General features: G+C 34.7%; 10 protein-coding genes and 4 pseudogenes. 1 reads left to right on the top strand and 13 read right to left on the bottom strand.

Translation table 11 applies throughout. The features are described from left to right. Nucleotides 1-44: 44 nt before the first annotated feature. The 13 genes and pseudogenes from BFW96_RS21850 to BFW96_RS09875 form a co-directional block, all read right to left on the bottom strand. Nucleotides 45-1,213 (bottom strand): annotated as a pseudogene (locus tag BFW96_RS21850) (Y-family DNA polymerase). Beyond that, nucleotides 1,206-1,469, bottom strand: a pseudogene (locus tag BFW96_RS09930) (YolD-like family protein). Before BFW96_RS09930 ends, BFW96_RS21850 begins: the two co-directional pseudogenes overlap by 8 nt. 261 nt (nt 1,470-1,730) lie before the next feature. Beyond that, the gene (locus BFW96_RS21020) at nt 1,731-2,006 is read right to left on the bottom strand and encodes a DUF2651 family protein (RefSeq protein ID WP_059335910.1); all 276 of its coding nucleotides are present in this window, start codon (nt 2,004-2,006) and stop codon (nt 1,731-1,733) included. After that, nucleotides 1,999-3,129 (bottom strand): eIF2A family protein, encoded by a 1,131-nt coding sequence (locus tag BFW96_RS09920; protein ID WP_069839316.1) that lies wholly within the window; start codon nt 3,127-3,129, stop codon nt 1,999-2,001. The genes BFW96_RS21020 and BFW96_RS09920 overlap by 8 nt, the downstream gene beginning before the upstream one ends. Before the next feature lie 76 nt (nt 3,130-3,205). Then, a complete protein-coding gene (locus BFW96_RS09915) occupies nt 3,206-4,009 on the bottom strand; it encodes a septation ring formation regulator EzrA (RefSeq protein ID WP_069839315.1) in 804 nt (267 codons plus the stop codon). Nucleotides 4,010-4,822: 813 nt separating this feature from the next. After that, nucleotides 4,823-5,935, bottom strand: coding sequence for a response regulator aspartate phosphatase (locus tag BFW96_RS09910; protein ID WP_069839314.1), 1,113 nt, complete (start codon nt 5,933-5,935; stop codon nt 4,823-4,825). A gap of 380 nt (nt 5,936-6,315) precedes the next feature. Further along, the gene (locus BFW96_RS09905; RefSeq protein WP_069839313.1) at nt 6,316-6,849 is read right to left on the bottom strand and encodes a GNAT family N-acetyltransferase; all 534 of its coding nucleotides are present in this window, start codon (nt 6,847-6,849) and stop codon (nt 6,316-6,318) included. 35 nt (nt 6,850-6,884) lie between these two features. After that, a pseudogene (locus BFW96_RS09900) lies at nt 6,885-7,462 on the bottom strand (SMI1/KNR4 family protein). Nucleotides 7,463-7,517: 55 nt separating this feature from the next. Further along, nucleotides 7,518-7,976, bottom strand: coding sequence for a type VII secretion system immunity protein YobK (gene yobK / locus BFW96_RS09895; RefSeq protein ID WP_069839312.1), 459 nt, complete (start codon nt 7,974-7,976; stop codon nt 7,518-7,520). A gap of 9 nt (nt 7,977-7,985) precedes the next feature. Next, nucleotides 7,986-9,788, bottom strand: coding sequence for an LXG family T7SS effector ribonuclease toxin YobL (yobL, locus tag BFW96_RS09890; RefSeq protein ID WP_069839311.1), 1,803 nt, complete (start codon nt 9,786-9,788; stop codon nt 7,986-7,988). Between the two features lie 408 nt (nt 9,789-10,196). Continuing rightward, nucleotides 10,197-10,631, bottom strand: coding sequence for an SMI1/KNR4 family protein (locus BFW96_RS09885; RefSeq protein ID WP_083252869.1), 435 nt, complete (start codon nt 10,629-10,631; stop codon nt 10,197-10,199). Between the two features lie 185 nt (nt 10,632-10,816). Further along, nucleotides 10,817-11,043, bottom strand: a pseudogene (locus tag BFW96_RS09880) (SunI/YnzG family protein). Nucleotides 11,044-11,319: 276 nt separating this feature from the next. Next, nucleotides 11,320-11,808 (bottom strand): hypothetical protein, encoded by a 489-nt coding sequence (locus BFW96_RS09875; protein WP_069839309.1) that lies wholly within the window; start codon nt 11,806-11,808, stop codon nt 11,320-11,322. Between the two features lie 556 nt (nt 11,809-12,364). Here BFW96_RS09875 and BFW96_RS09870 point away from each other — a divergent pair. Next, nucleotides 12,365-12,547, top strand: a complete 183-nt coding sequence (locus BFW96_RS09870; RefSeq protein ID WP_069839308.1) for a hypothetical protein — start codon at nt 12,365-12,367, stop codon at nt 12,545-12,547. Nucleotides 12,548-12,782: the final 235 nt, after the last annotated feature.

Genomic DNA, 12,782 nt, shown 5'->3' with positions numbered 1-12,782 from the left:
TTAATTTATTTAGCCCTACTCAAACATTTGAGTGGGCTTTTATTTTATGATTTATGTCCACCAGTCAGCCCTGCTCTGTGAAGCGCAGTACCAGCAGATGTATAAGAAACTGCTCTAAGAATCGCTTTCGATCCGTATTTACTTCTAATCCCATCCATTACAAACCGAGAAGTATTACAGTTACGTTACTGTTTTACCCAAGTAAAATTTATCAAAAAGCATCAAGCAACATATATAAATATCCATTGTGATATTTATAGGAAGATCAATTGTTTTTGCTCGATGAAATCCACCACCAAGCTCTCTTTACTGTAACCAATTCCCAGGCTGATTGTTCGACCAACTTTATTATGTGTACGTGCCCTTCTTGCAACTTCCTCACAAATCTTCAAAAGAACAGCCTTAATCTCTTCTCTCCTCGTATAATCCCTCAGTAAAATCTGACTCTTACCAAAACTAATCTGCCCTTGCATCAACGGAGCGCCTATTTCTGATAAATCAATTCCATGAGCATGATAATACAACTGGTTTCCCATTATGCCGAACTTCTTTCAAGCAGCCCTAAAGGAAATTTGGCTAACTGCCCTACAGTTGATATCCCCATTCGGTTCAGATTTCTTTCCATCCTCCCTCCTATCCCCCACATTTTAGACAACGGGTGAACCTTCCAGAGTTTATTTGGCACATCTTCATATCTCCAACGTGCAATGCCACTTTTCGTTTTCTTACTCTCCAGGTCAAGTGCAAGCTTACTAAGCAACATATTGTCACCAATTCCAACTGTACACATCAGGCCAAACTCTCTCCGCATACTACTTTGAATTGCTTTGGCCATTTCTTCAGGATTTTCTTTTCCTGCATCTAAAAAAGATTCATCAATTGAATACGTATGGACACATTTTTCAGGAACAAATCTGTAAAACAGCTTTGTAATCTCAGTCGAAACTCTGATGAAAAGCTTCATTTGCGGATTTACAATGTGTATTCTTGGATCTTCAGGTATCTCGAACAATCTCGATCCTGTTTTGCAAAATCTTTTTTAAGTGCAGGAGATGTAGCTAACACTAACTTCCCTGTCTCTCCGTATTTCCTACAACAGCAAGGTAGCATGTTAAAGGATTAAGCCCATTGTTACAGCCGATACAGAAGCATAAAAGGGTATCATATCGACACAAAGTATATTCTTACGCGGAAATTGTGAGTAATCAATCATTGTATGTAACTCCTATGATGTTATTCATGTTGATATAAATTGTATTTTCATTTACGTGTAGCTTTTGTTGTTCAAAATTAATGTAATGGACTCTGCCGGTGACTTTTTCAACGAATCCATTGTTCTTTATTAAATTCAAGTGCCTCAGAGACGAGAAGATCCATCGCTTCAATTTGCTTGTCATCTAAGGATGGCTTTTCATTTTTGATACATCAATCAAATCTTGTTTAAGCTGTGTTAAATGTTCCGGAAGCATCATTGATGCCCATTTGATTGCTCCTCGATCCCTAAGTATATCGACTCACTCCTTTATCGATCTAACATTAATAGAACAAACGTTCTTTATTCGATATAAGTAGGAACAAAAGTTCGATGTAAATGTTGGTAATAAATAAAACCCCCTTATAAAAGGGGGTTAATTAGGAGCAAATCAAGTTGCCATATTACTTAGGGTTTCATTGAAAGAAATGTACGACAAATATGCTGTCAAAGTTATCGCAACGCTTCGCTTCTGCTATCATCCTCTAATTAAAGTTGCAATGGATTTAGTTAGAATTCCAGATATAAAACATACAACTGTCATGATAGTCACCCAGATTAAAAAAGTCGGCTCTAACCCTATTTCAATTAGCATAAAAACTAAAGAGAGTACAAATATAATCAAGGTTGTTACCCATACTCTTTTGAAAATAAAGTATCCTATTATCCCTAAGATAAATGATACAGCCGGCAGTACTAGTAGTATTAAAAATGCAGGACCACCCAAATGAGATATCCTCCTAATCTTATTCATTATGCAATAATTCAAAACGTGCAATTTCCCATTCTTTTTTCGCTTTTAATGGTGTTGTGTTAACCTTTTTCCCTGATTTTAAGTCATAGGAGGTTATTTCCCCTAAGACATTCTCTTTTTGCATGTCAAACCCCTTGATAAGGACGTACATGTTACTATCATCAAATTTAATATCATTCAATAACATTTCACTATTGCCTGCATAGAATTTGAAAGATTTTTTCTTATTTAGATTTTCATCAAAAAAGCTAACTTTTCCATTGTATGAGACAGCAACGATCTCATCATTTATTCTTTTTAATTTTGTTGGGATGAATCCATTCTCCATTACAACTTCTTTTTTTGTTTTTAATGTCTCCTTATCAATCAATAGTATTTTTGAAGCTTCTTTTTCATTTACATTATCATTAATAGCTAACATAAATGTTCTTTTATCAAAAGTTTGGAATGCATCTTTATCATCTGTGAAATAAACAGTCTTATTTGGAATGGAGACCTTCTTTTCCTGCTTGTTCGTTTTTGGATTAATTGAGATGATGGACATATTCTCTTCATCACTCGTAATAGCGTAAATTTTATTATCTAGGACTTGTGCTGAAACAATCTCTCCATCAAGTTTAATTTGGTTTTTCTTTTGTTTGTCATCTTTCCAATAAACCAATTCACCTTGTAATCCTGAGTCAGTGTACCCAACGTTTATATCATGTAACACATAATTCTCTGAAGTGTTAATGAAAAAAGCTCCTTCATCTTCGGTTGCTTTAGATAAGCTTTTATCATTAAATTTCTTAATACGTCCAGTTTTGTTATTGATCATAAAATGGTTATTGCTTCTGTTTGAAGAAAAAAACGTATCATCTTTATTGTATGATGATGTGCTAAGATTAATTCCGTCCTTTATCATGATACTATCCTCTACTGATCCATCATCTTTATATATTGCTAACTCAGAACCTCTGTCTAATGTGTGTGAAAATCCAACAATAAAATCTCCTTTACTTATATTTTTTAAACCAGTTTTATTGTTGTTCCTTTCTGTCTTATTCCCTGTCGGTTGTAAATCACAAGAGCATGTGACTATAAGAATACTCATCAGAATAAAAAGGGCCTTTAGTCTTTTCATTTTTTCCTCCTTATGAAGCAACAAAACAATCGGTTTTAATCCGATTGTTTTGGCTTTTTCTGATTTGTTTAAATCATCATTTTCTGTGGTGGAATATTACCGTATTGTCTGATTTGACTAATTCCATTGGACTTACAACAGTGTCCCATTTAATATTGTCAATGTCGTGTCCTTGGTTTTTCCAAGAACGCCATGCTAGTTGAGAGCAGTAGAATTTTTTTGTTGTTTTTTTGTCAAAGAAGTTTTTATTATATTTCTTTTTGGCGTCAGCCTGTTTCTCTGCATATTTTGCAGCATTTATATATTTATCATTATTTGATTTTCTAACCCATAGCCCATAAACTTTCTTTTTGCTTCCCCAGTTATTAGTATATCTACGAACTCCATCTTGTTTAATTGGGCTCCAATCTTTATGCCAGGCTTCAACTGTTTTTGCTTTATTTCTAGATACAATAGCGGCATGTCCTACACCATTAGACCAGCTGCCAGAGTTAACCTCATAACTAACTAAGACATCTCCTTTGGTGCCCAATGACCCTGAGACTTTGTTTTCTGGTTGATATTCAGGTTCGTTCCACTTGTGTAAAACTTCATCAATTTCACCGGATTCTTTCAATTTTTTTATTTCTTCTTGTGACTCATTGTATAAGTCATCTGCATGTTTTTGTACAAATTGATATTCTTCCTTGCTCATTTCATAAAACTTATTAATCTGCTCATCGGTCAAGCCTTCTGCTTTTAACTCTTGGATTTCAGTTTGAACTCTTTGATCGGCAAGACTCGGGAATCCATCCGCTTTTGCACTATTACTAAACCCCATACCAGAAATTAACATTGTTGTAGAGAACATGGTTGCTAATAAATACTTACTCCTTTTCATTGTAACATCCTCCCTATCAATTGTTAACTTTTTTTCAAAAATATAGAAGCAACAACACTTTTGAAGCAGCACACCAAAGGATTTGTGTGCTTTAATTTAGAGTTATGGAAGTGAATTGTTCGTTATCCTAATAACTCCCTTTCTCACTAAATCTTCCTACATTGACGATGCTCGACAGCAACAAAAGTTAATTAAACCCTTTTTATGTACCAAATCACCCCCTACCCAGACCCTATCACAATATTAGGCTGTATTGAATACCTTGTCTTATAAACAGATCAAAATCACCATTTATTCCAATATTTGAAAAAAGTTGTGCGTAGTTGATCTTTAACAAACACACAAGTTGTTCTTTATGTCACGTTTTCTGGGTTATTCAAGTGCCAATTTTCGATTTATCTTGTCAAGACTCATAAAACTGGTACAAAAGAACCCCTCCATAAATATAGACCTAAGTCACATTTTCACTTCATATTGAAAAAATTGGCGCTTAATTTTTTTGAAAACACCTCATACTTGGGTTTGGATCTTCCCTCTGTGAACTACTTCTGACAACAAAAAAACGAGGCTGACTTACACCACGTTTTTGTCCTTTATTCATTCCATTTCAGATGGGAAAAATAAAGACTGTCGAGACTTTACTCAACAGTCTGATCCTTTTTTACAAACTCAACTTTTATACTTAGATTCCTACCGGAAGCTCTGCGACCTGCATGTCACCAGATGCTGTACTACTGTTAGCGTGTGTACCAAGACTTAAAGATAATCCAAAGAACGTTACCGCTAAGACTGAGCCAAGGATAAACTTCTTCATCAAATTCCCTCCAGTTTCCTCATATTCTCTTTGACTTCGATTGCTTTATTAGCAAATTCCAAAGCCTCTTTGTAATACTCACCCTTCTCATAATACCTTGAGATAACCAAGGAAAGGTCACTTACTCCATCTAAGTCACCTTTCTCTTCTAAGTATTGTACGTTTTCCCTGCATTTGTCAATGCTTTCATCTACCCTTTTACAATATAGGTCATGAATAATATTTATTTTGGTTTCATAAATTTTATTCGATCTAAACTTAAGCTCATCTTGTCCTTTCTTGAGATAATACATGGCGTTATCCCTGTCGCCTATTTTAAATCTTTCTCGGACAATCATATAAATGGAGTTAATGTAGTAAACAGATTCACGCCATTCATTGCATCTAACAGCTTTCTTAATTGCATTTATACATTCTTGAGATTTATCAAAATTCGAATAAAGAATGCTAATGTTGTGATATTGCATTGCCTCATAAAACTCATCTTTAAGTTCCTTGGCAGTCTTGATTGCAGTAAGAAAGTATTCCTCTGATTCTTCAAACTTCCCTAAATGCATATAATTCGTTGCCTTAATGACATAACAGATTGTAAGGTGTCTTTTATAATCTTCATGTTGACTGTATATATTGATTGCCTCATTAATATAGCCTAACGACACTGCACTTTGATGTAGTGTCACATAGAGAGAAGCTGTTTTCATATAAAACTCTGCTGCTTCAATATCGTTTTCAATTTTAGAGAGCTTCTTTTCCGCAATTTTTAGCAAACTGATAGCTCGCTCATAATTCTTTGTATAGGACATGTACTCAGCTTCGTAGAGGTAAAAATAGTAGTCAATCAAGTTATCAATATTGTAACCCTCTAGCTCTTTCTTCTTCACTTTCCAGTCGTTTGGAGGCAGTCCCTTACCTTTGTTTTTGAAAAGCATCATTTTGAACCTAGACTCTAAAAGCTGATAATAAATGATAACCTTATCGTCTTCCTCCATATGGTTCAAGGATTCCTTAGCTTTCTTAAGAAGTTGCTCTGCCAAATCTATCTCACATTTCTTAATAGCAACATGAAGTTCATTCAGAGTATTAGCGACTACCTCGTGTGCGATCGTACCCATTTATAACCCCTCTTTTCTAAAATGTTTCGAATTATTAAACAATATAACAGACATTTGCAATATTTGGAATAATTTAAAAGTGGTTTTCGGTAAGTTTTCGTCATACCGCAATAACCTTTTGGGGAAGGGCATGCTAAAAAAGTCCCTATTTCTTTTAATTAGTCCGCCTACTGATTGCATTATTGTCTTGAAATAAATAAAAGCGGGCTCCGAAAATGGAGTACCCGCTCTAGAAATATTGGCAAAATAAATTGTTTAGGATTTAAAATAAAAAAAGAACCTGCATTAAGCATGTTCTTTCCCTAATTTACAAACTTTTGTTTTATGGATAAAACCATTATTTTATTGGAACCCAGTACTTTATCGATGCACATGTGATATTATCCATGGTTCAGTTCAAATTCTTCTCTTGTCATCCCAAAGCAAATACCATCATAATAGGCACCTTTAGTGAAAATGATATTTCTTAGCTGTCCCTCTTTCATGAAACCTAATTTTTCATGCAATCGGATAGATGGCTTATTAAAAGAATAAACAGTTGTATTTACTTTTTGATAAGCAAGTTCCAAAAAGAAAAAGCGAAGAACCATCACAATCATTTCTTTGGCATATCCTTTACCCCTATATGGCTCGAATACAGCCAAATAATAACCGAAGGTACCATTTTTCCTATCACAGTCAAAGGTTTCAATCATACCTACTATATTATTATCACTATCAACTGCAATAAAACGGAATTCATCTTTTTCTAATTGTTCTTCTACCCATTCTCTCATGTCATTAGCTGAACGAGGAAAATGAATCGAGTCCATATTTCGTAGAATTTCGTCATCTAACGAATCAAATATAACGATATCTTCAGGTTGAATTGCCCGCAGTGTAAGATTTTCTCCAGTCCAATAAGTAACTGCCATTTTAACTTTTCCTCCAGTTATCTCCATACGTTTTCTTAACTGCTTAGTAAGTCATCATCTAATTCAATATACAGAATTCCATCATCTTCTTTATCAGCTTCAATTGGTTCATCAACTAAACTGAAGACAAACTCTTCAAACGAATTGGCAATCAGGAAAAAATCTTTATTTGGAAGACTTAATTCATGATCCTAAAACAATGTCTTTTCATTATCGGTATCCATGCATATTTCATTCCCGCCTGCGAAGCTTGCGATAGGAATAAATAGTTCTAGGAAAACGATCAGAATATGTATCGATTGCTTTCTGAAGACTGTTATGATCGTTCGCTAAACCATAAAAACCTTCTAACAATTGTGTATCATCGTCTTGCCATCCAAGGGTCTTTCTCTATAGGTTTATAGCAAACGTCATACTCAATCTCATCTGTTGTTTTTGTACTTTCTAGATAACAGCCGCCATATTCCTTCTAAAAGTCCTTATAGTCAGAAGGTAATTGTTTTCCTATGTTCATTTCAATTTCTTTGAGTTGTTCATTTTTATTGATTCTGGGATCTGTTTTTGCATCAATTGAAAACTCTTTCAACTTTTGTTTGATATTATAAAAGCTCACTTTATTATCCCTTCATATGTAAGGAAAAATGAGTTAAAGACCTTCCTTTTCAGTTTTAATCGTCCCAGTCTTCATCCTCATCCCAGTCATCTTTCGCTTCCTGAATCTTATTATAAAAAAATTCAATAAAGCTGTCTGCAACAGTATCTTGATAACCAATTACCCTATCCCATTCAACTACAGGGCATTCTCCGTCTTTCATTTTATTTGTATCCAGACAGTAAGCAAAGTAATCAACATCTTCAATAACCACAAGTCCATCAGTAAGGCCATAGTGTTCTTTATATTCATTAGTTCTATTTACAACTGATGCATGATCAAAGTTGTAACCTAACACTAAAACACCGAATAAACCACCAGCACCGTATTTTTCTAAAAACCATTTATAGCTATTGGGAAGATCGCATTGGAGGTTTTCTTCAATGCGACCAATGTTTTCATGACTTGCGCCTGCTGTAAATATAGCATTTTGTTTATTTTCATTAATAAAGTTCTCAACCTTCGAATAAATCATATAGACACCTCAATTCTCATTTTCAAATTGTTTCGCTCTCCACTTCCAATATCTCTTTCTAAAGCTCTCGTATTGTGCTTTTAAAACCTTATCATTTCTAAAGCTTTCACCATCAGACTTAAGCTGATGAATGACATCACTATATTTTGTATGTAAGCTGTTCGGGATTTCAAGCATTGGGCCAGGTTCTTCTTGAATCAAGTGATGTAAATTAATCTGTGTACCGTCTTTTGCATAAGGGGCATTCCCGTTTTTCATTAGCTGAAGATTTGTAACACCGAATTCTGTTTTTTGATTAATATCAATATCTTTCATTGTATACACTCTACGGCTTACATCTTTAACTTTCCCCTTCGCCTTTACTTTCCCCTCTATTTCATATGCTTCATACTTTTCTTTATTTAGCCATGGAGGACTTATCTTTTGGCCAGTAAACGGTTTTCTTGTTCCATCTGGTATTTTCTTCGCATTAGTCAAAAGTTCATTCTTAAGGTTTTGGCTATCAACCACATTGTATGGCACGTTATCTGCTAGAGCAAGCTTATACTTAGGGTTGTAAGGCAGCAAATCTGGAATCTTAACGTCCTTGATTTTCTTACCTGCTTGACTTGCTTTATTTATTACCTTGCCCGCTGCATCTGCTTTGTTAATGGCTCCTGCACCTTTGGTTCCAAAAACAGCTACTGCCACTGAACCAACAGCATAGGTAACCCATCTTGATCTAGAATAGGCATCTCCATTCACCATATCCTTTTGATATGACTCTTCAATTGCAGCAGATATTGCATCATATGTTTTCACTGGATGAATAATTGCATTCCCCAGTGCTGAGAGTGTTTCTCCTGGATCGGTGATGAAGTCCCATATGCCGGTTACAGTGTCTTTTCCTACATCATATAAGCCTACTCCTACACCTTTTACGATGTCCCAGGTGATTTCTCCTGCTCCTTCTAGCTGCTTAGCTTGTTCAATTTGCACTGCAAGCTGTACTTGAGCTGGCTCCAGATTCTCGTACCCTACTTTCTTAGCAATCTCTAAATATTCATCAGGGTCAGATACACCATCATTAAGTTTTTTCTTTAATTCTTTAATTTCACGTTCTTTAGCTTCTTCTTGCTTCACGTTTAAATAAGATTCAGAATGCTTCTCAATATCGCCTTTTTTCTTATGTATGTCACTTTCTCTGTACGCTTTAGCGTTATAGTGAATCGGAGTGGCGTTCTTCCCTTTGCCTGTAGATTCCTGCAGCTTTTTAAAATCTTGCTGAATAAATTGTTCGTTTGGTTCTGTTTCAGCGTATTCTGTTTTCAAATTCTCATCAAGCTTGTTTAGCTTATCAATTGTTTTTTCACGTTTGTCATCTGCAGAAGAAAGTTTGTCTTTGAAGTCTTCTGTTGAGAATATTTCAAGGGGAAGAGTATCATTGATGTCGTTTAGAATGTCTTTCAATGCTTTCTTTTGTTCGGACATAATGGATTTTGATTTTGTGTAAGTATTAGCCAGCTCATGTTCTAGAAAGGATTCTTCTATATAAGCATCAGACATCTTCGCATCCTCAAGTTTAGCAGAAATGCTACTTAAGAAAGCAATCTTCATATCGATAAGATCAATCCATTGGTCTGTAACACCGACATGATCATGATAAAACTCTTTAATGTTGTCTGCACCCTTGCCTGAAAACTCACTGTCATCTAGATCAGCAACGTCTTTAAACGCTTTTCTTAGCTTCTCCATTTGTGACCTAAGTTCCTTATACTCTTCGGTTCTTTTATCCACTTCAGAGAGTAAAGATTCCGCTTCGAAAACCTTCATAACATTCTCCTTCCATTCTTACCCTATGTAAATTTTACCACAAATACGCATCATGAATCTTTCTTTTGTGATTTTGTTAAGTACTTATGAAAGGTATGTTTTCCCCTCCGATTACACTGAAAAACAATCAGGATTAAATATATTTAGCTCCACCTAATGCATTTAAATGGGTGCCTAGCGCTAAAATATAGGAACTGATATGATAAAAAATACAGCAAAAAATTGGGCGAAATTTGAGATTCATCATCAACTACCTAGAGAGTATGGCGGAGGAAATCAGACAAGCAATTTAATTCCTATCGATGTGAATTTTCATAGGAAAGAAGTAAATCCATGATGGGCTTCTTATTCAAAAAAGAAGTAAAAATTGTAGATGAATGTAGATGAAGACTCCTATGCGGAGTCTTCTTATTCTAAAACCAGTTTATAATACTCTCGGATATTCGGATTCACTTCCCAATATTTTGTTCCATTAGAAGACACTAACATATCAAACCATATTTCAAAATTAGAATCTAAGTTAATCGCATCTTCAATATCATCAATTGAGTCTAGATATAGCATATAGCCTAATCCATTTTTTGATTTGTTTGTGTCTATGACATATCTTCCATCAAAATGATATCCAATTAAAACGTATCCCTCTGGGAAATCTTGAACCTCATTATATTCAATGACTCCCTCTAAGCTAAGTATTTCAATCCCATCAAACATTTCCATCCCATTGTGCTGTAACAAAAACTCTTTATAGTCATTAGGGAAAGTAACACCTAGCTTCTGTTCTATATCGCTAATTTCTTGAGGACTAGCAGGATCTTTGAAATGAAAAGTAGCATCTTCCATGACATATCCTCCATGATGAAACATAGGGAATGTACCATATTTAGAAACTGCTTTCTTAATACCATCTAGAGTCATGTGAATTAACTTTCCTTTTTCCATAAGAGCTCCTCCTCCTCAAACCGTCTCACTAAATTTCACCATACAAAACATTAATAGAGAAATTTAAAAGAGACATAAGCAGTTTATTAAGATACAATTTTACTCATAATTGAAGCAGCATTAGTGGTGAACATCATGTAAGTGTTATTTGCTGTTTTAATTACTACCTTATCCTTATTGCGCTTTTCTCCTCTCCCCCAAAGTTTGGATCAAGGAATACATCGTTAATTTCTCTGATTGGAATTTCAATTTTGGATAGCTGCCATTTGATAATTAAGTTTTCATTTGATTTTTCAACGTTGATCCCAAGCATAAAACATTCCCCTTCTGACTATAAATTCAGTAAAAATCTAACATGCTCCTGGAAGTTTTAAAGAAGAATGCGATGATATTAAGGAAAAATTAAATTAGCAATAATTGGATACAGGGTTATATCGATTGATGGTTTACCTATATAAATAGAGATTATTAGGTTTTGCAGCATTCACTTTGAGCTTATCGTTGGCTGCCTGCAGCTCAAATGATTCGTAAGCATCTACGGATGTATTACAGAAGACAGACCAAATTGAAAGCCTATATGGCTTTGTTTTTATTTCTCGAATTGTTTGTAATTGAGTAAAAATATTAGCACTTCTTCAATTTCTTTTTCTAAGTCATTATTATTTAAATCAAATAACGTTCCACAACCGCTTCCTACAATGCCACCGTAGTAATACCACAAATCCATTGTTATGCAGTTTATATCTTCATCATAAGCTTTTGCAGGTTGATAATAATTAATGGTTATTTGTGAACGGTATTCTTTTTCCAAGCATCTCTCAGCTGTTAAATCATTTATTACATCTCCATCTATGTCTCTACAAACTTTGATGCTGAGATTTGGTTTACCCTGAGCTTCAAAAACACCTGCATACTTATTCTGCAGCTTTTCGGATACTGCCTCCCCCAGGCTCTCCAACTCAAATATCACTTGTTTTAATACTTGATTGATATCCTTTTCTGGAATCTGTATATAACCTTCATCGATTGGACTTTGATTCTTCTGTTTCTTGAATAATTGTCTTAAAGTTTTCCACACAATACTGTCTCCTTCCAAGTTAAAACGAAACAAAAAGCCAGAGAGTGTGTGAGGGAACTCTCTGGCCTATAGTGGTTGATACACCAACTAAATACATCTACAGGATACTTTATATTTGGGATGTATTCAAGATAAGGGATATTTTATTGTTTAAATGACCAGATTGAGTTACGCCTGATATCTCCTGATGCTAGAACCAACATTTCTAAAGAGTAAGGAAGCAATCAAAGCTAAAACAACAACTACAAACCCGCCCCAGAAGAAAAGCGCTTCATCGAAAAGAAAAAACGGGAAACCTAGTAAAAAGAAGACGTCAAGCCCGAAAACTGCAAAACTGGCATCTAAAGTCTTAAGAGATGGAAGCTACAGTAAAGATTCTAAAACATTAGCTGGTTCTGTGTTAGCTCAGTCAAGAGGCAAGTAATCCTTAGAAAGGAAGCGAAAGTCTCCTTATTCTCCTGTTTCAAATGGTTCATTTCATAGATTTTGTTTAATTGAAATATATTACTCTGGTAGGTATATACTATTTTATACAACCGGAAAGGAGAATACTAGTATGCAAATGAGCGAAGCAGCTGAGTTAAGAAAAGCTTGGAAAGAAAAAGGGAATCCACCTTGTGACCACCCTAATAGACCCGATAAAGAGTATTACCTTGGGACAAGCGCAGGTGATTATGTATGCAGCATTTGTGGTTATTCAGGACATAAGGATTCCTTTAAATATTTTCAAAAGTATTAGAATACAAGGACAGGAATATTATAATTAAAAGTCAAGAAAATGCTTAATATTATTAATAATTAATCAACTAATTAAAATGTCACACATTTTATAAACAAAAAAAGAGGATAGATGAACAGGGTGAAAATGCCTGTATTCAACTATCCTTTTTTTAGACAACAAATGACCTCATTTACTACAACAACGGTGTTGTTTGTTCTTCAACTAACGCCCCCGTTACTTTAAGTACATTTAT

Source organism: Bacillus sp. F56 (genome assembly GCF_001748205.1).
Lineage (GTDB): Bacteria > Bacillota > Bacilli > Bacillales > Bacillaceae > Bacillus > Bacillus stercoris.
The sequence above is the reverse complement of the archived record's forward strand: the minus strand, read 5'-3'. Positions and strand labels throughout refer to the sequence as shown.

What these genes read in the sequence shown, in the direction of transcription:
- yobL (WP_069839311.1), bottom strand. Translation starts at nt 9,788, where the DNA reads ATGAAGGTTTTCGAAGCGGAATCTTTACTCTCTGAAGTGGATAAAAGA.
- BFW96_RS09910 (WP_069839314.1), bottom strand. Translation starts at nt 5,935, where the DNA reads ATGGGTACGATCGCACACGAGGTAGTCGCTAATACTCTGAATGAACTT.
- BFW96_RS09870 (WP_069839308.1), top strand. Translation starts at nt 12,365, where the DNA reads ATGCAAATGAGCGAAGCAGCTGAGTTAAGAAAAGCTTGGAAAGAAAAA.
- BFW96_RS09885 (WP_083252869.1), bottom strand. Translation starts at nt 10,631, where the DNA reads ATGGAAGATGCTACTTTTCATTTCAAAGATCCTGCTAGTCCTCAAGAA.
- BFW96_RS21020 (WP_059335910.1), bottom strand. Translation starts at nt 2,006, where the DNA reads ATGAATAAGATTAGGAGGATATCTCATTTGGGTGGTCCTGCATTTTTA.
- BFW96_RS09915 (WP_069839315.1), bottom strand. Translation starts at nt 4,009, where the DNA reads ATGAAAAGGAGTAAGTATTTATTAGCAACCATGTTCTCTACAACAATG.
- BFW96_RS09920 (WP_069839316.1), bottom strand. Translation starts at nt 3,129, where the DNA reads ATGAAAAGACTAAAGGCCCTTTTTATTCTGATGAGTATTCTTATAGTC.
- yobK (WP_069839312.1), bottom strand. Translation starts at nt 7,976, where the DNA reads ATGATTTATTCGAAGGTTGAGAACTTTATTAATGAAAATAAACAAAAT.
- BFW96_RS09905 (WP_069839313.1), bottom strand. Translation starts at nt 6,849, where the DNA reads ATGGCAGTTACTTATTGGACTGGAGAAAATCTTACACTGCGGGCAATT.